Source organism: Streptococcus parasanguinis, assembly GCF_047465465.1.
GTDB classification, from domain to species: domain Bacteria; phylum Bacillota; class Bacilli; order Lactobacillales; family Streptococcaceae; genus Streptococcus; species Streptococcus parasanguinis_AI.
This window is the reverse complement of record NZ_JASGZU010000001.1, coordinates 405,513-426,923: the sequence shown is the minus strand read 5'-3', so window position 1 is coordinate 426,923 and position 21,411 is coordinate 405,513. Positions and strand designations below refer to the sequence as shown.

Sequence of the window (21,411 nt, the reverse complement as noted above, 5' to 3'; positions counted from 1 at the left end):
TTTTCTCTCTTAAAACGCTGTCGTTTCTTCCAAGGTAAACTTAACATTGTCTTCAATCCATTGACGTCGTGGTGCAGCCTTATCTCCCATTAGGACGGAGACACGGCGTTCTGCACGCGCCAAGTCATCAATGGTGACACGGATCAAGGTGCGGGTTTCTGGGTTCATAGTTGTTTCCCAAAGCTGATCCGCATTCATCTCCCCCAACCCTTTATAACGTTGGAGGGTTGCCCCACGACCAAAGGTCCGACGTAGGTCTTCCAATTCACTGTCTGTCCAGGCATAAGCCACTTCTTCTTTCTTCCCTTTGCCTTTAGACATCTTGTAAAGAGGAGGCATGGCGATATAGACACGTCCTGCTTCAACCAAGGGGCGCATATACCGGTAAAAGAAAGTTAGGAGCAGGGTCTGAATATGGGCTCCATCTGTATCCGCATCGGTCATGATGATAATCTTGTCATAGTTGGCATCTTCAATCGTAAAGTCAGCCCCGACTCCAGCACCGATGGTGTAGATCATGGTGTTGATTTCCTCGTTTTTGAGGATGTCACTCATATTGGCCTTCTCAGTATTGAGAACCTTCCCTCGAAGCGGAAGGATGGCTTGGAACTTGCGGTCCCGACCTTGCTTAGCAGAACCACCGGCTGAGTCTCCTTCGACTAGATAGAGTTCGTTCTTGGCAGGATTCTTGGACTGGGCTGGCGTCAATTTACCAGATAAGAGTCCCTTGTCCTTCTTGTTCTTCTTGCCATTTCGACTCTCATCCCGCGCTTTTCGAGCGGCTTCACGCGCATCCCGGGCTTTAATAGCCTTACGAATGAGATTAGAAGCCAATTCTCCATTTTCCATGAGGAAGAAGGTCAATTTATCAGAAACAATGCTATCGACAACTGGACGAGCCAAGGGACTTCCTAATTTGTCTTTGGTTTGTCCTTCAAACTGCAAATGAGCTTCTGGAACCAAGATCGAAAGAACAGCAGACAAACCTTCGCGGTAGTCTGATCCTTCCAGATTCTTGTCTTTTTCTTTGAGGAGCCCTGTCTTTCTTGCATAGTCGTTCATAGCCTTGGTAATGGCTGTCTTCAGACCCGTCTCGTGGGTTCCCCCATCTTTGGTGCGGACATTATTAACGAAGGACAAGATATTATCTGAGTAGCCATCATTGTATTGCATGGCCACTTCCACCTGAAAACCATCTGATTCGCCACTAAAGTAAAGAACAGGTGTCAAAGTTTCCTTGTCTTCGTTCAAGTACTCTACGAAATCTTGGACACCATTTTCATAGTGAAAGGCCACATGGTTATCTTCTTCCTTGCGGAGATCGGTCAGCGTCAGCGTCACGTCCTTCAGCAAGAAGGCTGATTCTTTGATTCGCTCAGCAATGGTATTGAATTTGAAATCTGTCGTTGAAAAAATGGTTGGATCTGGCATGAAGGTGACCTTAGTCCCTGTCTTTGACTTGGGAGCGGAGCCGATCTTTTCAAGGGTCGTAACTGGTTTTCCCCCATCTTCAAAACGTTGCCTGTAGACAGCTCCATCACGAGTAATTTCTACCTCTAGCCAGCTAGAAAGGGCATTGACGACAGAAGATCCCACTCCGTGAAGACCTCCAGATGTCTTATAGCCTCCTTGACCAAACTTCCCTCCGGCGTGGAGAACCGTAAAGATCACCTCAACGGTTGGTTTACCCATAGCATGCATCCCGGTCGGCATTCCACGTCCCTGATCTTCTACCGATAGAGAGCCATCTTTATTAATCGTGACATCGATTTGTGAGCCAAAGCCAGACAAGGCTTCATCGACCGCATTATCCACGATCTCCCAGACCATGTGATGCAAGCCATTTCCGTCGGTCGATCCGATATACATCCCTGGACGTTTACGGACCGCATCCAACCCTTCTAGTACCTGAATGGCATCGTCATTATAATTATTAATATTGATTTCCTTTTTTGCCACAAGGAACCTCCTGTTTGTTCATCTTTTCTATATTACAGTTTTTTAGGAAATTTTGCAAAATTTTTTCTCTCTATATGGAGATTTCTATTTCCCAGTACAAAATGTTGGCTGGACACTTTCTTCAGATGTCACACTTGAACTCCAGAAATTGCTTTTTCTATCGATGGCTTTTTGATATAATGAGAGTATGATAAAAGAAATAAGTGTTTTAATCTTAGCCTATCTGTTAGGCTCCATTCCTTCGGGATTATGGATTGGAAAAGTCTTTTTTAATATTAATTTACGAGAACATGGATCAGGCAATACAGGAACAACCAATACCTTCCGGATCTTAGGAAAAAAAGCTGGAATCATTGTCTTTGCGATTGATTTCTTAAAAGGGACACTGGCCGTCCTCCTTCCGACTTTCTTTGGAATTCAGGGGATCTCGCCGATGGTCTTTGGTCTCTTAGCTGTATTGGGGCACACTTTCCCAGTTTTTGCTGGATTCAAGGGTGGAAAAGCAGTGGCGACGAGTGCTGGTGTCTTACTTGGTTTCTCGCCTATCCTGCTACTCATTTTAGCTGTTTATTTTGTAGCCAGCCTGTATTTAACCAGTATGATTTCGTTTTCGAGTGTTACTGTTGCGCTACTCGCCATTCTTTCGGTTCTCCTTCTTCCTTTGACTGGATGGATCTTGAACAGCTATGATCCGCTTTTTACAATCATTGTCTTGGCCCTAGCAACCTTGATCATTCTTCGTCACAAGGACAATATCCAACGGATCAAAGAGAAAAAAGAAAATCTCATCCCTTGGGGAAAGAACATCACCCATCAACAACCAAAAAACTAGAGCGCATGCTCTAGTTTTTTATGTTCATTAAATAGAAGATCTCTGGAAGAAAGCAAATATGAGTCTCTCCCTCCTCTTTCTTCTATAACTTCACTTTCAGGAGTCTCTCAATTTCTTGATAAAGAATCTTTGTTGGCTGGTAGGCTTTGCTTTTCTGAGCCAGATCCTTTAGGTGCGACCAATCTTCCCGAGAAACCAATTCATTAAATAAACGCAAGACTTCGGAATTCGTCTTTTTACGAGAAACCAATCCTACTTGGAATAACTCAGCCCGAACCGCATTGTCAAACTGGTCATAGTCTTGGGGCAAAATCAGACTAGGAATCCCCTCTTCGATACACCCCATCAAAATCCCAGCACCTGCATGATGAATGGCAAAGTCCATCTGATTTAGAACATCTGAATAAGGAAGGTAATCAAAAATCAGAAGATTATCTGACAACATCCTTGGTGGATGCTCCAAACCACTAGGGTCGCCTAGGGTTACGTAAAAGACATAGTCAGGATGTTCTTGGCTCAAAAGCTTTGCCAACTCCACCATCCGCTCTTTTTCCCATTTTAAATGAGTGCCGCAAGTGACCAGGACCCGCTTTTTAGAACTCATAAAATACTGTTTCTGTTCTTGAGGAAGGTGGTCAAAAGAGAGACAGCGATAACCAATCCATTTGAGTTGGGATGGAAAATCATCTCGAAACTCCAACTCTTTCATGCCTAGAGCCAAGATTGAGTACGGAGAATAGATGGCTTCTGTCCCATCTTCACGGTAGAGTTTAAAATCCTGTAGGGTATCGAGATTCTTCTTAACCAGCGCTAATCCAACCTTCTTTGCTAGACGGATGACTTGCCTACCCAGAGCATCTCTCCACTTGTAGAAGGTCCCCTGGTGCGGTTTCCATCCTCCTAGATATGCAGGGGTAGTCGTGCGACTTTCGATCGCTACTGGACTTGGAATGGTCGTAATCCAGGGAATGCCCAAACGATCTGCTAAAACTCCAGCAGGAGCGGCTACAAAATCTGCAATAATCAAGTCTGGTTGTCCTTCAGAGTCCCAAATTCGATTTATCTCGTTGAAAACTTCAGGAATCAGTTTGCTATTAGCACCTAATTGTTGGTACATGATAAAGAGATTTGCTTGCTTGGCTGTATTGGCTATATCTTCCATGACTGTCGGACGGTCAGGAAACAAGGCAAGGCAGTCAAAACCAATCTGCTCAACCAATGCCTTTTTCTGAAAACCTGTGATGACTCGAACCTGAAAACGAGGATCCTCCAGCAAGGGCTTGACCAAAGTCAAAGTCGGAAATAAATGACCACTAAAGGGGACGCTAATCACATCGATTTTTATCACTTTGTCTAATCCAGTCATAGATGATTCCTTTCACATCTTCTCTGTATTCATAGCTATAATGATCCGTATCCACTTGGATATCCGCTGAATGGCGGTCCAAAATTCGTGAATAAGGATCTTTTTTGCCTTTGATAACCAATACCTCTACCTCCTTTTGACGTAAGAGAAGCTGGGAAACAGGTCCAAGCGCTATCACGCGCAACCTTGGCAAGGATACCTCCTTCCCTACATTTCTAAGCCACTGCGTCAGCATATTAACCCCTGAACTCTTACAAACAAGAACCACCTCCTGCACTTCCAGTAAGGGAGACAAGTGTTGTTGTAAGAGCTTTTGAAAGCGAGAGTTCAAAATCGTATGCCAATAGTAGATGATATTGGATGCAGAAGCCGACATTAGGGATACTTGAGGAAATTGTATATGTTCAAAATCTTGATTGAAGGGAAAATTACTCTCTACTACTCTATAACCTGATGGACAAATCGCATGGAGGAGGTCTAGCTGCCCAGCTGTCAGCCCGGCACAAGTGACATCACTGCTCCCACTGAGAAAGAGAACCAAGCGATTAGATTTTAGCATGGTATAATCAAGAGATAAAGCAGACAAACGGTCTAGATAGGACTTCATCTTACTCATAACGAATCTTTCCGTCCGTCACACGAATCTTCCGCCCCCGCCAATTAATCACAGGAGGAGTCATCAGAACATAGACAAACAGCCAAGGAAGCAGGAGATCATTCAGCACTTCGTAGATGACTTCATCCAAGTGTAGGCGATTGGATAGGATGCTTTGTCGATAGAGGAGCATCCATACTGCCTTGAATACCAGTAAGCTTAAGGCTAGAAGAAGATAAGGCCATCCTAAAATGAGGCTTAAGATCAAACCTGGAAGAGGTAGAAAACTCGGTAAACCTATGAGACTAAACAGCTTCCAGTCCAGGTGTTCCTTGAGATAGATAGAGCTAAAGAGAAGCCAACGCTTCAGCTGGAGCAAATATTGCTTGGCATCCTTGATAGTCGTTCGAACATTACAGGTGACCCGTGTTTGGATAATGGATACCCCTTTACTCCTTAAAAAATCAGCCACGGCTAAATCATCACATAGATAATCCTTAATCGCTGTGAAGAGCTTCTGGCCTTTTGCAAGTTCTACCGGTAGGATATAGAACATCCCGTTGATGGAGTGATTCGCCTCAACTTCTGCCATGGTAAAATAGGTAATAAAAGAATTGCCATTTACAAATGCTGCGACCAGCTTAGACCAGAAATTGCTTCTCTCCTGGTTATAAGGAATACCTGTCAGAATGACCTCTTGACCCAGATGGGCAGTTAGCTCACCCATTTTAGAAAAATCAATGACACTATCATCGTCCAAAACAATCAGATAAGGCCGGGTCAGCTCCTCTACAACCTGCTCAATCTTGTAACTCTTGGGATTAATCCCCTGAGGGACGTCTTCAATGAGAAAAATTCGAATGCGGTGGGCAAAGGATGCGTCTTGACAAATCCGATCTGCTACTCGCTGGGCTTCTATATCAGACTGATCAATCAACCAGTAGAATTCTACTGCTTCAGTTTGCTGGAGATTGGCCCGCAAATCACTTTCTAAACGAGGATCCCCTGAGAGGATGGGTTGGACCACCGTAAAAAGCTCTTCTGGGAAGTCCGCAATATGAGCCTGACCTCTTTTATAATAAGTGAAGGACAGCAACCAACGGATGAGAAATAAGAAAAGATAAGTAACGGCTAAAAATATAAATATGAATTTCATCTATTCAGTCCCTTTTTTAAATATATAGCAAGGAGACGGATGATCCACCTTTGGGGAAGCAGGCGACCTAGCCAAACTAGCAAGCGATAGCGAAGGCCGATAACAGCATAGGAAGTATCCCTTTCTATGAATCGGATCAACTGCTGAGCAGCTTTCTCAGGCTTCATCTGCAAGCTACCACCTCCCAATGCTTCTACTAGTTTGGGAGGAAAAATAGCTGTTTGGACTGGTCCAAGAATATAGAGACGTAGCTGGACCTGGGAATCTGATTGCCTCAGTTCCTCCTGGAGAGCAAGAGTGTAGGTCTGCAAGGCAGCCTTGCTAGCACTGTAGGCTGCTAGATAGGGATGAGGAAAAAGAGCTGCCAACGAAGACAGCTGGACCAGCTTGATCTTCTGATTCTTTTGCACCACCTGCTTGATTAGCTGGACTGGACTATGGTAGTTGACCTGCCAGAGGTCTTGCTCACTGGCTGAATCAAGGTCACATCCTAGGGAAAAATAGGCTAGTCCCGCACAATTGACGAGAAGATCAGCATCTAGACTCTCTACAAAAGCTTCTAGAGCCACTTGATCTAGCATATCTAATGTTAGGATTGAAAGCTGCGCCTTACTCCCAGTTAGTTCTTTTTGGACTTGGGAGAGTTTGTCAGCATCTCGACCGACTAAGATCAGATGCTCCAAACGTTGTGCCAGTTCTTTCGCTAGCTGCCGGCCAATCCCTCCTGTAGCGCCTAAAATGATTGCTTTTTTTATAGTATCTTCTATCTTCATAGCTCTAGTGTACCAAATTTCAACCAGTTAGAAAACTCTTACTACCATTCTCCAGCTTTACAGTTCAACCCCTACTTGTCAAAAAGGTCTCTAACGTAAAAATAGAGTCCTTTTGTCTTTTGTCTATTTCCCAACCGTACTTCAATAACTACTAGCTATTAGGCGATCAAATAGGAAAGGTCGGTTCAATAAAACTACTGGAGCAGTGATGATTACAAATAGTACCAACATAAAAAAGTAAGGGCAAACAAGCAGAGGAACAAGAGTCTACCTGTAGCTTTATTAAACTCATTCATTATAGTCACTAGGCCCAATGGAATCAAGAAGAAATAGGTATCTCATAAGATTTCTCTTAGATCAGTATCCACTATAAAGCATCGACTAAGTCCATCAGTATTTCCATAGGTGTTTTTTTCCTACGACCATTAACAGTTTCGATGATGTGATAAACTTTTAAACGATTGTCGTTACTGAAGACAAAATCAAAGCGAAACTCACGACCGTTCGGTGCCACAGTATCAAATTTCGTTTTATATTTATCATGAACGGGGCTAACTGGAAACTTATTGAAGAGCAAGCGTCGCTTATCTCCCGCTTCTTTTAGACAGTTTTCTAGCTCCTGACAATAGTCATAAAACAGCTGATAGAGGTCTTCTTCTGAAATTCTTCTTCTCCGAACTAATGATGTAAAATCCGAAAAATTTCTGCGCGGGATTTCAATGCTAAATGAGAATCCCTCTTGGTTGATTCTTTCTAAAAATGCATCTCTTGAAATCATAGAACTACTCTTTCTTTTATCAATCTTTAGTGAACCCTTATTGTTTCTATACATCGTCAATCCATTATGTAATCAAGCAGGTCCATCAGGGTGAGTTTCTTGCGACCATTGACGGTCTCAAAAAGATTATAAACTCTTAGTTCTTGGTTCTTTTTAAAAGCAAACTCAAAGCGAAATTCGCGACCATTGCATGCGACTATATAAAATCCGGTCTGATACTTTCTCTTATCGGCTACTGCCTGCATTTGCCGGTCTTCTACCTCTCTACAAAGTAAAAGAAAGATCTGATAGAGTTGCTCCTCAGAGAGCCTTTTTCTCCAAACTAATGACTTGAAGTTATTGTACGTCCACCATGGGATTTGGATGTTGAAGGAAAATCCTTCCTGATTGGCTTTATGGATAAATGCTTTTCTGGAGACCATACCACTTCCCCTTCTATTGGAACAAAGTTTAACTCTATTATACCATCTTTTATCCTTTCACAAAAAAAGCATCCCAAATGGAATGCTTTAAAATTTTGACAATCTGATTTTTACATAAGACAGGTTAAGGAATGCTGAAAAAAATTAAAATGATAAATATCATCAAGTTCATACAATATACACTGAAACTTTCCGCCGTGAGAAAAGTGCTAGAAACAAAATTGTTTCTAGCACACGGGAGTTTTGGAACCTTAGGTCCAAAACTAAGTCATGGAACTTCGTAGAAGTTCGCTGACGTCCGTACTCACCTAAGGAAAGTTTCTAAGATAACTTTGTCTTCAATCCGAGCATCCCAAATAGAATGCTTTTTTCTGTTTCTTAATAGTATTCCCCTTGGCGATAGTTCCAAGAGTTGAAATGATCAGATAAGTGCATCATGATCTTATCAATATCCAATCCTTTACGGATCACAACTGGACAAGTATTGACAGAACGGCTACCTGCTCCTTGTTCTGGGATCAATTTTCCTTCCGCATCAACCATAGAGACCATCACGCCTTGTTCATAGCGATTTTCAATGGTCTTGTCTGGTTGGATAGAAGCTACATAATCATCGGCTTCGATGACCAAGTCCACAGCACCTTCGATACGCTCACCGATTCCTTCAACCTTCCCGCGGTTTCCTTTACCGGAAGGGTTGGCTGAAGAAGCGTAAACCATCTTGCCTTCTTTTTCCCACATTTCTTTGGCGATTTGCTCACCAGCTTTACCAAATTTGATGACAAAGCATGAAGTTCCACGAACGTCTGTCATGAGTTCTTCACGTCCATCTCCGAAAGCTTGCAACTTTGCATAGGCATCTTCACGCCAAGGAAGGATACAACCAAGCAAGATATCTTCATCCCAATGTTTTTGGTAGAAAGCTTCGATTTCAGGATTCAATTGCGCAAGGGCACGAAGTTCATCCATGCTTCCGCAGAGAACCACACCTGGTTTGTTGCGGTTACGTTCTTTGGCTTCGAACTTCCGTTCCAAGCCAGCCTTGTCACTGGTCATGATGATATAGCCAACTTTGGTAGGGCAGACGATACAGCCACCCTCTCCTTTAAGAATATCAAATCCTTCTTGTGAAAGTTGTCCGTCCCATTGAATGTGTTTTGTCATAAGTCTCTTTCCTTTTCTATTCTTTTTAGTATTGTATCAAAAAATAGTCTCAAATTCAATATATTTTCAGAAAATTCGTAATTTGATATACAATTTTATCATTGCCAGTAGGCTGGCCGATTCTTCTCATAAGCTGCGATCAAGTCTTCGTACTGAAGCGTAATCTCGATATCATCCAAACCATTGAGCAATTTGTGCTTCCAATCTTGATCGATCTCAAAGCGAAACTCTCCAACAGGCGAGAGTATCTTCTGCTCTTCCAAATCTACCGTCACTGGATCTGTCGGCTTCAAACTTGCCAATTTTTGACGAACCTCTAGTGGTTGGACAATCGGCAGCATGCCATTATTGAGCTCATTATTGTAATGGATATCTCCGAAGGATCCGGCGATAACGACTTTAAAGCCATAATCAGCTAAAGCCCAGGCTGCGTGCTCCCGAGAGGAACCAGCCCCAAAATTGTCACCAGTGATCAAAATGGTCGCCTTGCGGTATTCTGGCTTGTTAAAGATAAAATCTGGATCCTCAGTATATTGGTCATCCAAATAGCGCCAAGCATACATAAGGTATTTCCCAAAACCCTTTTTATCAATCAACTTTAAGAATTGCTTGGGGAGGATTTGGTCGGTATCAATATTATCGTTCATCAAAGGAACCGTAGTTCCTGTATAAATGGTAAATTTCTCCATGCTTCCTCCTTTTACTCGACTTCTGGCATTTGTCGCACGTCGACAAAGCGACCAGCGATTGCTGCTGCTGCAGCCATTGCTGGGCTACAGAGATGGGTCTTAGCCCCAAATCCTTGACGATCTTCAAAGTTCCGGTTGCTAGTAGAAGCACAGTGGACGCCATCTGGAACCTTGTCTGGATTCATTCCTAGACACATGGAGCATCCTGGATCACGCCATTCAAAGCCCGCATCCATGAAGATCTTGTCTAAGCCTAATTTTTCAGCGGCTTGCTTAACTGGACGAGAGCCAGGTACCACAATAGCAGTTAAGTTTGGCGCAATTTTTTTGCCTTTCACAAACTTGGCTGCCAACTCCAAATCGCTGAGACGCGCATTGGTACAAGAACCGATAAAGATATAGCCTAATTCAATGTCTGCTGGTTTTTGGCCAGGTTCAAGATCCATATAATGATAAGCCCGTTCATCATTCATGTCCCGAATCTCTGGAAATGGAGTCTCAAAGTCCACTCCCATAGAAGGATTGGTCCCCCAAGTCACCATCGGAGCAAGATCAGATACATCCATACGGATGACCTTATCATAAACGGCATCGTCATCACTGACTATAGTCTTCCAATCAGCTACTGCGGCCTCAAAATCATCTGGCACACATTCGCGTCCCCGGAGGTAGTCAAAGGTCGTCTCATCTGGATTCATGATCCCCATTTTGGACCCGAACTCGATCGACATGTTACAGATGGTCATGCGTTCTTCCATGGTCAAGCGATCAATTGCTTCTCCCCGATACTCTACGACATAGCCAACTCCACAAGCAACACCGTAGCGCGCTATCAAAGCTAGGATGTAATCCTTTGAATAGATCCCTTTTTGTGGGGTTCCGGTGAATTCAACCAACATTTTCTTTGGTTTGACTTGCCAGATGGTTTGGGTGGCAAAGACATGCTCCACTTCACTGGTTCCAATCCCAAAGGCAATGGCACCAAAGGCTCCGTGAGTTGCAGTATGGCTGTCTCCACAGACAATAAATTTTCCAGGCTGTGTCCGACCGGTTTCAGGGCCCACCATATGAACGATTCCTTGCTTAGCAGAACCATGGGCAGCATGATCAATCCCAAAGTCCACCACATTCTCAGCTAATTTATCAATTTGGGCTTTTGAAATCACATCACGAATATCAAAAATATTGACCGTTGGAACATTGTGATCAAAGGTTCCAAAGGTTAAATCAGGTCGTCGAACCTTGCGTCCTGCATCCCGTAATCCTTGAAAGGCTTGCGGACTCGTCACTTCGTGGATGTAGTGTTGGTCCACATACATGAGTTGGGGTTGTCCTTCCACTCCTGTAATCACGTGGCGGTCCCAAAGTTTATCAAAGATAGATTTTCCACTCATTGTCTTTCTCCATTTATCTTGTTATTAGGAAATCCATTGAAGGATTAGAAAGAGGACACCTGCTAAAAGAAGGCTACTGCCCCACCAGGTGGCTTGAAAATACCATTTCCGCACCTTGTGGTGAAAAAGATATCCACCTAGTAGAGCTCCAAATCCACCAAGCAGCCAGCTCTCGAGTAACAGGACCTTTTCAGGAATCCGCCACCTGTTTTGGATAGCTTTTCGCTTATCTAAACCATAGGTCAGAAATACGATACTATTCCAAATAGCGATTAGCACTAAACAGCGATCTCTCCAAGTCATCTTAGAGATTCCCAATAATGGCTGCAGTCATCTCTGCAGTAGAAGCCTGACCACCTAGATCCCGTGTCAAGATTCCTTGATTCAAGGTTTGATTGACGGCTTCTTCGATCATTTCTGCACCTGCTGTTTCTCCAAAACTGTCTCGGAGCATCATAGCAACGGACAGAATCATGGAAATCGGATTGGCAATGCCTTGACCTGCAATATCAGGTGCTGAACCATGAATCGGTTCGTACATACTTGGTCCTTGGTCGGAATGACTGGCAGATGGCATCACGCCTAGTGTTCCAGGAAGGACGCTGGATTCGTCAGATAAGATATCTCCGAATAGATTCTCTGTCACTACGACATCAAAGCGGGCTGGATTGGTAATCATGATCATGGCCGCACTATCGACAAGCTGGTGCTCTAAGGTCACATCTGGAAATTCTTTGGCAACTTCTTCTGCCACTTGGCGCCACAATTTAGAGGTTGCCAGAACATTTTGCTTATCGATACTGGTCACTTTCTTGCCACGTCCTTGCGCGATCTTGAAGGCTTGGCGCATAATCCGACGAATTTCTTCTGCACTGTAATCATTGATATCGCGCGCTGTATCTTCTTTCAAGATATGCTCTCCAAAGTAAATCCCACCTGTCAATTCACGCACTACTACAAAGTCGACACCCTCGATACGCTCTGGTTTCAAAGGAGACAAGTGTTTCAAGGCGTCAAAAATCCGTACAGGACGAATATTGGCAAAGAGATTTAATTCCTTGCGAATAGCGAGCAGGCCTTGTTCTGGACGAACAGGAGCATTGTCATATTCAGGACTCCCGATGGCTGCGAGAAGAATAGCATCCGCTCCTTTAGCTGCTTTTAGAGTATCTTGGGGAAGTGGGTGGCCAGCAGCATCAATTCCAGCTCCCCCAAAAGGTTTGTCTTCAAGACTATAATCAAAGCCGATTTTTGGAGCGACGGCTGCGAGGACCTCCAGTCCAGCAACCATGATCTCAGGGCCAATCCCATCTCCTGCAAGTGTTACAATTTTCTTTGTCATGTTCATTTCCTCTTAGGCTTGTGGAAGATCCCGGTAGGAGACAGCTCGTCCCATCTCACCCGCATTCTCTTTTTGAACCAGCGTGTTGGCATTGATATAAGCGATGGCAGAGGCTTTCAATACGTCGAAGTCCAAACCAGATGCATTGAAAATCGTATCTGTATCGATATTTTCCACTGATACCAAGACACGGGCTTGGGCATCGATCCCATCAGTCACTGCATCGATATTATAAGATGTCAAGCGAACAGTTTGGTTGAAGAATTTATCAATCGCATTAAAGATCGCTTCAACCGACCCTTGACCATTGGCAAGGAATTCGAGCACTTCCCCTTCTTCATTGCGGAGGCTAACTGCTGCTGTAATCGTTTCGTCTGGATTGGTTGTCAAGCGGAGATCGTTAAATTGGAATCCTTCTGGATTTTCCACTGCTGTACCGGCTACAAGGGCGCGGATATCGGCATCTGTGATCTCGTGTTTTTTATCTGCCAGAGATTTGAACTTAGCAAACAATGGCTTGATATCTTCTTCTGTGAAATCCAGTCCCAACTCATGCAGTTTTTCGACAAAGGCATGGCGACCAGATAATTTTCCAAGCGGGAGACTATTGCTCTTGACACCCACCAATTCAGGTGTGATGATTTCATAGGTAAGAGGATTTTTAAGGACTCCATCTTGGTGGATCCCAGACTCGTGTGAGAAGGCATTGCCACCAACAACCGCCTTGTTTTTAGGAATTGGAATACCAGAGTAACGAGAAACCAACTCAGAGGTGTTGATGGTTTCATTAAGGACAATCTGACTCTCCACTTGGAAATAGTCTTCACGAATATTGAGAGCAACTGCTACTTCTTCAAGCGCCGCATTGCCGGCCCGCTCCCCGATGCCATTGATGGTTCCTTCAACACGACGGGCACCATTTTTAACAGCAGCGAGGCTATTGGCCACCGCCATACCTAGGTCATCATGGCAATGAGGAGAATAGATAATCTCGCGATCTGTCTTGACATGGTCAATCAAGTACTTGAAAATGGCACCGTACTCCGCTGGTGTCGTGAAACCGACTGTATCAGGAATGTTGATATAGCTGGCCCCTGCATCGACTGCAGTCTGGACAACTTGCAAGAGGAAATCCAATTCCGTCCGGGTCGCATCTTCTGGCGAGAATTCAACAATTTCAAATTTTGAGCGAGCGTAAGAAACGTGCTCTTTGATGGCTTCAAGGATTTCTTCCTTGGTCTTGTTGAGTTTAAACTCCCGGTGAATCGGACTGGTTGCGATAAAGACGTGAATTTGTGGATACTTAGCATCCTTCAAGGCTTCATAACAAGCATCAATATCTGATTTGACAGAACGGGCCAAACCTGTCACGGCTGTCTTGGTCAAGACCTTGGCAATCTCTTGAACAGCTGTGAAGGAATCCGGACTAGCTGCAGGAAAACCTGCTTCAATAGCAGAAATGCCCCATTTTTCCAATTGCTTGGCAATGGCAATCTTTTCTTTAATTGAGAAATTGACTCCTGGAGTCTGTTCACCGTCCCGAAGGCTGGTATCTAAAAATTCAACTTTACGCATAGGGTCTCCTCATTTCTATGTAGTGGATATAAAGAAAAACATCTCACTCGGTTAACCAAGCGAGATGTTTTTGCCCGCTTGGTAAGCCAAACAGGACTAATGCTTCTGCACTAGCCCTTATACCTCAACAACAAAGCAAATTGAATAAACTTAGCTGTTTTCATGTTTGACTTTCTCCTTTGTTCAATGTCTTGTTTAGTATTTTAGCATAGGGAAAAAGCAATGTCAAGAATTTTCTGTAATATTCTGAATTTTTTGAATAGAAACAAAATAAAGCTTTCAGTTCTAGTTAGATTGAGGATATAGTCATCTTAGAAACTTCCCGTCATGAGAAAAGTGCTAGAAACACTATTGTTTCTAGCACTCGGAATTATTGAACCTAAGGAAATTTTTTAAGATGATTGTGAATTCAATTTGAATAGCCTCTTTCGCCCTACTTCTTCTGATACAAATCAAAAACGATCTTGTCATTATAGAGATCAATGGTATTGGCCTTGACATAGATTCCAAAGTCATTGTCAATTTCTGGTAAGACAATGGTGATAGTAGACTGCTTTGGCGAAATCTGGATAAAATCTGGAATAGTTTTATTCTTGCTCAAGAGCTGCAAAACCATTCTTTGTGGAATTTGAAAAGTTCCGACTGAAAAATCCTTCACCGTCAAGAGGATGTTCCCGTTTTCCAATTTGGATGGTTGAAAGTAAATATATAAGGGATAATCCTTCCCCAAGATACTCAACTGTCCTTCTAATAGGATTTGCTGATTGTCCGCATAGACCTTGTAGTCGGACAGCTTATATTTTTTCAGAAGCGATTTGATGGTATCATTGAGTTGATCACGAGTCGTTGTCATAGTTCCAACTTTGACATCTTTGGTGCCAACTGCTTGATGAAGCTGACTGACATCTTCCCTTGGCGTCGCTAAGCGTCCTTGCACGACTATAGCGAAGGCTAAGAGAAGGCTGACTAAACCTAAAAATAACCATTTCCAAATATTAATTTTTTGAAGGAAGGGGATCTTCTCTTTTATGGGATTATTTTTGACTCCAAGTTTTCTTCGTGGCATTGATTTTCTCCAATATTGCTTCTTTCATCTTTTCATAGCCCATATTGTTAGGGTGAAAACTATCCTCTTCATACAGGGCATCATTGATAACAGTTGTCTTCCCGTCACTAATTTCTGACACGCCCATTTTGCCATCAATTCCTTTATATAGCAGATCATTGATCGGAACGAAATAGACCTGATCAAATTGCGCGATGGTTTCTTCCGTCGTCTCATTCCAACGATCTACAGCCGTCTGAATACTGGTTAATTCAGGAAAATTCAGGTAAAGAGGATTGTAGATCCCCACTACATAAATGGGAAGATGGGGATTGTCCTTTCTGGCCTTTGTGATAATTTCTTTGAGGTTAGCTGTATAATTCTTGAGCGGTTTTCGGATATCTGATAGAGAAAAATCACTCAGATGATCGACAACGACTTTGCGTAGATCATTTCCTCCAACCGTTAAGGTCATGACACGCGCCTTCTTGAGATCCTTCTGAAGGTCTGTTTGCTTCTTGAGTCGATCTAAGATCTGAGCACTTGTATTCCCAGCTACTCCATAGTTGACAGGCTGGTACTGGCCGTCATTTTCATTGGACAGGCTTTGGGCAAGGATGGGCACAAATCCCCCTTGATTGGTGCTATCCCCTACTCCTTCGGTCAGTGAATCACCTAGAGCTACATAAGTATAGGTGATTTCTTTCGTAGCCGATTTGGGCTTGGTCATGCGAGGGGACGCAGTTGGTAACAGAGCACGAAATAGAAAGACAAAGACAAGAAGGCTGGTTAAAAAGAAAACCAAGCCTTGCATCATTTTTTTAAGATTCATATGAATACGATCGCTTATCCTTGAAAAATCACTTGTCCATCACAGATTGTATAAGCAACTTTCCCTTTTAATGTTTCGCCCACAAATGGTGAATTGCCCGCTTTTGAAGCGAAATGATCCGATACCAGACGATCTGCTTCTGGATCAAAGATGGTCAAATCTGCCGGTCCATCCACTGCAATATAACCAGCATCAAAATCATAAAGACGTGCTGGATTATAGGACATCTTTTCAAGCAATTGCATCAGGCTCAAATGTCCTGCTTGCACCAAGTAGGTCAAACCAAGAGAAAGAGAGGTTTCAAGCCCAGTCATGCCAGATGGTGCCTTGGTAATATCAGGGACATTCTTCTCATCCGCATGGTGAGGCGCGTGGTCCGTCGCAATCACGGAGATAACGCCTGACTTCAAGCCTTCAATCACTGCTAGACGGTCAGATTCCAAGCGAAGAGGTGGATTCATCTTAGCATTGCTTCCTTTAGTCAAGAGCAGACTTTCTGTTTTCGAAAAGTGTTGAGGTGCCACTTCTGCCGTCACATGAGCTCCTAATCCTTGGGCAAATTCCACCACCTTGACACTTTCTTCCTTGGAAAGGTGTTGGATATGGAGGTGAGCACCTGTCGCATGGGCAATCATGGCATCCCGCGCAGCCATTGAATATTCAGCTACACCCGTCGCACCACAGACATGGAAGTGTTCCTTGGCAATGTTCTCATTCAAACCAAGAATGCCATTCAACTCAGGGTCTTCTTCATGAAGACTAATAAAGGTCCCTAGACGCTTAGCTTCTTCCAAGGCTTCACGGACAACCTTAGTGCTTTGAAGGGGAATCCCATCATCTGAAAATCCTACTGCACCGGCCTTAAGCAGTCCTTCGAAATCTGTAAGGTGTTGACCGTCAAAGTTCTTAGTTACCGTCGCAACCGTATGAATGTGAAGATTTTCCTTGGCTGCAGAAGCTAAGACTTCCTCTAAGGTCGCAATATCTGAAATGGTCGGATTGGTATTGGCCATCATGACCACTCGAGTAAAACCACCAGCAGCTGCGGCTAAGGCACCCGTATGGATGTCTTCTTTATGAGTTTGACCGGGTTCGCGGAAATGCACGTGTACATCGATCAAACCAGGTGCCACAACCAGACCAGTAGCATCAAGGACTTCTTGCCCATCCGTTCGGAGGTTCTCAGCGATCTCTACAATTTTCTTTCCTTCAATGCGAAGATCACAGACTTGATCCAAGCCAGTCTTGGGATCCATTACGCGACCATTTTTAATGACAACCATTGCATTCTCCTTTATTCATAAAAATCAACATGCGACTCTAACAAGCGGTCGCCGTCATAGCGAAACATTGCTGAAAAGAAGGGTTTATCCTCCAACAACCACTCGACAAAGGTGTGGTCCCCTTCCCAGGTTGGTTTTGAGAGAACTCGATCATAAGGTACCCACTCCAAGGTCCCTTCGTTACACTCGATCAGTTCTCCCTCAAAATCTGTTACCTTGAAGACATAGGTGTACCAGTCCAAATCTGGAGTAAACTCTGGAAAGGTAATGATCCCTTTCAAGACTGGCTTGGCTCTAAGGCCCGTCTCCTCAAAAATCTCACGCGCCGCACACTCCTGAGGGGTTTCCCCGCGTTCTAATTTTCCACCAACTCCGATCCATTTACCTTCATGGACATCATTGGGCTTTTTATTACGATGCAGCATGAGAAATTCTTTCCCATTGTCAATGTAACAAATCGTTGCTAATTGTGGCATTTCTTTCTCCTATCTTAACCAATCAATCGGCTCACGTCCCGCCTCTTTCAAAAACTCATTGGTTTTTGAAAAGGGTTGGGAACCAAAGAATCCTCGGTAGGCCGATAAGGGACTCGGGTGAGCTGATTCAAGGACCAAATGTCGATCGTGGGTAATCAGAGGCTTTTTCTTACGGGCATAAGATCCCCAGAGGATAAAGACAACAGGCTCCTCCAACTCATTGACCACCTTGATCACAGCATCTGTGAAAGGCTCCCAAATTTGTCCTGCATGGCCATTGGCCTGACCAGCAGGCACCGTCAAACAGGCATTGAGCAAGAGCACTCCTTGCTCTGCCCAAGAGGTCAGATCATGGGAACGCTTCTCTCCAATATCTGAGCGCAATTCTTTGAGAATATTTTGCAAAGACGGCGGCGCTGGTACATGATCCGGAACAGAAAAACTTAAGCCCTGCGCTTGATCCGGTCCATGGTAGGGATCTTGGCCTAAAATCAAAACCTTGACCTGATCAATCTCTGTCGTCTGCAAGGCCTTAAAGACCTTGTCACGCGGTGGATAAACCACTCCTTTGCTGTAGACTTCATTCATAAAGTCATTGATCTGGTGAAAATACCCTTCTGGAAGATGGGATTTGATGGCTTCATGCCAGGGTGAATGCTGCATGGAAACTCTCCGCTATCCAATAAATTCTTACCTTCCATTATACCACATTTGGCGCAGATCCACTGGATAAAAAAGAGGCTGGACATTTTTGTCCAACCTCAATTTCTGTCTGTCAAACAAGCCAGAGCTTTTAGGTATTTTCTTTCTTGGTAAATCCTGCTAGACCGATCGAAGCGACTAGTAAAATTTGCGGTAAGAATTGGATGAGGTAGCGGGTTTTCCCACCTTCAAAGATGGTTAAGAAGAGCAAACCACCAAAGACCGCTAAGGAAAGGAAGTTAAATTCATCTGTATCTCGACGTTTGAGATAAGCTCCAACCAAACCAGCCGATAGGATGATCCAGATCACCTGCTTCACAAATTCATAATACTTGTACTGCGGTCGATCAATGCTGAGGAAATAGGTCCGCACCCATTTTGCCAAACCATTATTTTTAGTCAGAGGTGCATAGAGAGGATTGATAAAAGGCGTCTTCTCATACTCTACATCTCGGTAAAGCCAACCGAGGGTCCCTTCTGCTACCGTCAAGGATTGCTTGTAGTAGATATGCCCGATCAAACCGAACGGTCCGTACTCCTTAAGACGGCGCTTGATTTCTTTGATCACATTTTCTTTTTTAAAGAGGCCATTGTTGTAATCCGAGCGCTTATCCTCATCAATATAGGCTAGCAAGCCTTCTTTCATATCTTCTTGGTTGTGCCCCATATCTGTCAAGCCCAGATTGATAAACAAGAGCGGTCCTTTAGCCAACCCTTCTTGTTTCAAGATCGGCACAACTCTTTGATGATTGACCGCCGTATTCAATCCTGCAAAGACAAAGCCCGTCATCACCACGGTCACCGTAGCAATCTTTCCAAAGGCCTTCCAATTTCCTCTGAAGAAAAGCACAGCCCAAAAGGCAATCATGACAATAATTGTCGTTGGACGGATCAACATGGATAGGCCAGATAAGATGCCCAAGCCAACTATCTTCTTCCAAGAGATGCTTGCTTGGTCTTCCTTCAAGAGATCCAAGGCCCACCATAACTGAAGAGCGATCAAAGGAAGCGGCGGAATGTCCGTGTACATTGAATAGAAATACGGCGAGTAACAGATCAAGCTCACATAGAAGAGATAGGCTAGATCAGCCGTTTTTTGATTGAAATGCTTCTGGGACAGCTTGTACAAGAGGACTGCTCCCAGATTGACATAGAGGATATTGAGAGCCTGCATGACCCACAGACCGCTAGAGCCAAATAAGACATAGAAAAACTTCTCGTAAAGAAAGAGCGGAATGTTATTGGGATTGCGACTGAGGTAGTTGGTTATGGAAGATTGCTTCAGAAGATCAAAAGCCCCTTTGAAAACAACTGCAGCATCCCGACGGATAAAAAGCTCCGCACAGACCATAACAATCAACTGAAAGACAACCGCTCCAAGCAAGAAGCCTTTTTTATGCCGAGTCAACCAAGCAAAGGCACTCTTTAGCCCATCGCGTTTCAACCAGGCTAGCAGAAATAGCAATCCAGCACCTAAAATGGCTAGCCATGAAATTTCTCTCAGATAGGTCACACTGATCAAGAACCAGTGGACCATCACCAGCAACATGACAACATGAAGCATCCCAAATAGAATACGTTTACTTTTCGATAACATAGGTCCATTATATCAAAAAAACAGCATTTCTGCTGTTTTGGACTGACTATCAACTGTAAAGTGCAAAGAAAAGTTGTTCTAAAATGTAATTTATAAACATACTCATTTTATCGAAGCAATTTTTAACTCTTAACCTTAACTAACAGACCTAAAATACTAGAATTAAAATACATAATAATACAAGATAAATTCCAACTGTTAGAATCATTCCGATTTTATAGAAACCGACTAAGCCGGCATATCGTTCGACAAAACCGATCTGTGGGTCGACTGGATTATAAAAGACTGTCATGGGAGACCCGATTGGGAATATCATCCGCAAATCCAGATTTTTGCCGGCTCCAAGAACATAGGTTCTATCGAAAACATTGGCCTGCCTAGATTTGGAAGAAGTCTCCCTAAAATAAGCATAGGTGAATGTCTTTTGGTATCTTTCGCCCCCGACCTGATACTCCACCACAGGCAGAGAAATAAGCGGTTGATTTTTGGAATCAAAAGCAACTACTTCTCCCATAATTTTTGCGGTTGATTCTGTTTTCACTTTAATTTCACGACGATACAAGGTGTAAAAGATAAGCAACATGATCAAGAAAACAAGGGTCAGAATGCCCAAACTAAGCCAGAATGTTGTTACTGTCATTTGTTTTTTACCCTTTCACAAAAACTAGTTGATTTCAAACCACTTGAAAAGTCATCTTACTCTCCCCTTTTCAACCAATTCTGTTGCTGCGCTTTTTCTGCAAGATCTTTTGCTTTGTTTATATCTAGTGAGTTTGAATCTGATGGGGCATTGGATTCGATTTCTTCTTTCAATTCTTGTAAGGTTTGAACATCTTTCGGAGTTAAATTGGAGATCGAGCTAGATTCTTTTTCTGTCGAACTTTCTGGTACAGACTGGATCTCGCTATTAGTTTTTATTACCTCAGTTCCTACATCCGTTTTTGGAGCTGGTCGGTATAACATGAAGAATCCAACAATTACAATGATGAAAGATAGGATCGATATCCCATTTCGTTTTTGAATTTCTTCCTGAGGAATTTCTACTCCTTTTGTTGATAAATTCTTCCATTCTGGATGTTCCTTCTCAGCTGCTTTTTTCTCATAAAAGACAGGTGCAATCAATGACTGATTGATGAAGGTGAGAGTTCCAAGACAGGTTATAAAAAAGGGCACTTCACGAGAGTGGCTAAGCAATATCTGAATATAAAATACACTAGCAATTATACCTAGGACGATAATAATTGTAAATCTAATTTTAAATTCCTTCTTCATTTGCAAATAATCTTCTTTTGTCATCTTCTTCTCCCTTAAAAATAGTTTTTCCTTCATCCATAAAAACAATTACTACTATCATACCGGATTTTACTTTGAGATTCAAGTTAACCACCAACTAGTGAAAAGAGTATAAAAAAGAAGCGTTAGAAACGCTTC

Annotated in this window: 23 protein-coding genes; 1 reads left to right on the top strand and 22 read right to left on the bottom strand. The window is 43.3% G+C overall.

Annotated features, from left to right (window positions below; genetic code table 11):
- Window positions 1–9 precede the first annotated feature (9 nt).
- On the bottom strand, window positions 10–1,959 hold the full coding sequence (gene parE / locus QM351_RS02210) for a DNA topoisomerase IV subunit B (protein ID WP_414326382.1): 1,950 nt from the start codon (window positions 1,957–1,959) through the stop codon (window positions 10–12).
- 187 nt (window positions 1,960–2,146) lie between these two features.
- Between parE and plsY the strand changes: the two genes are divergently transcribed.
- A complete protein-coding gene (gene plsY, locus QM351_RS02205; RefSeq protein ID WP_414326381.1) occupies window positions 2,147–2,791 on the top strand; it encodes a glycerol-3-phosphate 1-O-acyltransferase PlsY in 645 nt (214 codons plus the stop codon).
- A gap of 82 nt (window positions 2,792–2,873) precedes the next feature.
- Here the strand turns inward: plsY and QM351_RS02200 are convergent, their stop codons facing one another.
- The 21 genes from QM351_RS02200 to QM351_RS02100 form a co-directional block, all read right to left on the bottom strand.
- Window positions 2,874–4,157 carry a glycosyltransferase gene (locus QM351_RS02200; protein ID WP_414326379.1) on the bottom strand — a complete coding sequence of 428 codons (1,284 nt, stop codon included), beginning with the start codon at window positions 4,155–4,157 and terminating at the stop codon, window positions 2,874–2,876.
- Window positions 4,117–4,773 (bottom strand): hypothetical protein, encoded by a 657-nt coding sequence (locus tag QM351_RS02195; RefSeq protein ID WP_414326378.1) that lies wholly within the window; start codon window positions 4,771–4,773, stop codon window positions 4,117–4,119. Before QM351_RS02195 ends, QM351_RS02200 begins: the two co-directional genes overlap by 41 nt.
- A complete protein-coding gene (locus tag QM351_RS02190) occupies window positions 4,766–5,908 on the bottom strand; it encodes a glycosyltransferase (protein WP_414326377.1) in 1,143 nt (380 codons plus the stop codon). The genes QM351_RS02195 and QM351_RS02190 overlap by 8 nt, the downstream gene beginning before the upstream one ends.
- On the bottom strand, window positions 5,905–6,681 hold the full coding sequence (locus QM351_RS02185) for an SDR family NAD(P)-dependent oxidoreductase (RefSeq protein ID WP_414326375.1): 777 nt from the start codon (window positions 6,679–6,681) through the stop codon (window positions 5,905–5,907). Before QM351_RS02185 ends, QM351_RS02190 begins: the two co-directional genes overlap by 4 nt.
- 367 nt (window positions 6,682–7,048) lie before the next feature.
- On the bottom strand, window positions 7,049–7,459 hold the full coding sequence (locus QM351_RS02180) for a hypothetical protein (RefSeq protein ID WP_414326373.1): 411 nt from the start codon (window positions 7,457–7,459) through the stop codon (window positions 7,049–7,051).
- A gap of 56 nt (window positions 7,460–7,515) precedes the next feature.
- Window positions 7,516–7,881 (bottom strand): hypothetical protein, encoded by a 366-nt coding sequence (locus QM351_RS02175; protein ID WP_414326372.1) that lies wholly within the window; start codon window positions 7,879–7,881, stop codon window positions 7,516–7,518.
- 378 nt (window positions 7,882–8,259) lie between these two features.
- Window positions 8,260–9,045 carry an L-threonylcarbamoyladenylate synthase gene (locus tag QM351_RS02170; RefSeq protein WP_414326370.1) on the bottom strand — a complete coding sequence of 262 codons (786 nt, stop codon included), beginning with the start codon at window positions 9,043–9,045 and terminating at the stop codon, window positions 8,260–8,262.
- Window positions 9,046–9,143: 98 nt separating this feature from the next.
- Window positions 9,144–9,734 (bottom strand): 3-isopropylmalate dehydratase small subunit, encoded by a 591-nt coding sequence (gene leuD / locus QM351_RS02165; RefSeq protein ID WP_414326368.1) that lies wholly within the window; start codon window positions 9,732–9,734, stop codon window positions 9,144–9,146.
- Window positions 9,735–9,745: 11 nt separating this feature from the next.
- The gene (leuC, locus tag QM351_RS02160; RefSeq protein ID WP_024055810.1) at window positions 9,746–11,128 is read right to left on the bottom strand and encodes a 3-isopropylmalate dehydratase large subunit; all 1,383 of its coding nucleotides are present in this window, start codon (window positions 11,126–11,128) and stop codon (window positions 9,746–9,748) included.
- A 24-nt stretch (window positions 11,129–11,152) separates the two neighbouring features.
- The gene (locus QM351_RS02155) at window positions 11,153–11,431 is read right to left on the bottom strand and encodes a DUF1294 domain-containing protein (RefSeq protein WP_150905996.1); all 279 of its coding nucleotides are present in this window, start codon (window positions 11,429–11,431) and stop codon (window positions 11,153–11,155) included.
- Between the two features lies 1 nt (window position 11,432).
- Window positions 11,433–12,470 (bottom strand): 3-isopropylmalate dehydrogenase, encoded by a 1,038-nt coding sequence (gene leuB / locus QM351_RS02150; RefSeq protein ID WP_414326366.1) that lies wholly within the window; start codon window positions 12,468–12,470, stop codon window positions 11,433–11,435.
- 12 nt (window positions 12,471–12,482) lie between these two features.
- Complete coding sequence (locus QM351_RS02145) at window positions 12,483–14,045, bottom strand: 2-isopropylmalate synthase (RefSeq protein WP_414326364.1); 1,563 nt, start codon at window positions 14,043–14,045, stop codon at window positions 12,483–12,485.
- 433 nt (window positions 14,046–14,478) lie between these two features.
- Window positions 14,479–15,111 carry a YpmS family protein gene (locus QM351_RS02140; RefSeq protein WP_414326362.1) on the bottom strand — a complete coding sequence of 211 codons (633 nt, stop codon included), beginning with the start codon at window positions 15,109–15,111 and terminating at the stop codon, window positions 14,479–14,481.
- On the bottom strand, window positions 15,080–15,922 hold the full coding sequence (locus QM351_RS02135) for an SGNH/GDSL hydrolase family protein (RefSeq protein WP_414326360.1): 843 nt from the start codon (window positions 15,920–15,922) through the stop codon (window positions 15,080–15,082). Before QM351_RS02135 ends, QM351_RS02140 begins: the two co-directional genes overlap by 32 nt.
- 14 nt (window positions 15,923–15,936) lie before the next feature.
- Window positions 15,937–17,205 carry a dihydroorotase gene (locus QM351_RS02130; protein WP_414326358.1) on the bottom strand — a complete coding sequence of 423 codons (1,269 nt, stop codon included), beginning with the start codon at window positions 17,203–17,205 and terminating at the stop codon, window positions 15,937–15,939.
- A gap of 11 nt (window positions 17,206–17,216) precedes the next feature.
- Entirely contained in the window at window positions 17,217–17,681 is a 465-nt protein-coding gene (locus tag QM351_RS02125) for an NUDIX hydrolase (protein ID WP_414326357.1), read from the bottom strand.
- Window positions 17,682–17,690: 9 nt separating this feature from the next.
- The gene (locus QM351_RS02120; RefSeq protein WP_414326356.1) at window positions 17,691–18,344 is read right to left on the bottom strand and encodes a uracil-DNA glycosylase; all 654 of its coding nucleotides are present in this window, start codon (window positions 18,342–18,344) and stop codon (window positions 17,691–17,693) included.
- Between the two features lie 130 nt (window positions 18,345–18,474).
- A complete protein-coding gene (locus QM351_RS02115) occupies window positions 18,475–19,980 on the bottom strand; it encodes a glycosyltransferase family 39 protein (protein WP_414326354.1) in 1,506 nt (501 codons plus the stop codon).
- A gap of 148 nt (window positions 19,981–20,128) precedes the next feature.
- Window positions 20,129–20,620, bottom strand: a complete 492-nt coding sequence (locus QM351_RS02110; RefSeq protein WP_414326352.1) for a DUF3592 domain-containing protein — start codon at window positions 20,618–20,620, stop codon at window positions 20,129–20,131.
- A 56-nt stretch (window positions 20,621–20,676) separates the two neighbouring features.
- The gene (locus QM351_RS02105; protein WP_414326350.1) at window positions 20,677–21,276 is read right to left on the bottom strand and encodes a hypothetical protein; all 600 of its coding nucleotides are present in this window, start codon (window positions 21,274–21,276) and stop codon (window positions 20,677–20,679) included.
- Window positions 21,236–21,358, bottom strand: coding sequence for a hypothetical protein (locus QM351_RS02100; protein WP_414326348.1), 123 nt, complete (start codon window positions 21,356–21,358; stop codon window positions 21,236–21,238). The genes QM351_RS02105 and QM351_RS02100 overlap by 41 nt, the downstream gene beginning before the upstream one ends.
- Between the last annotated feature and the right edge of the window lie 53 nt (window positions 21,359–21,411).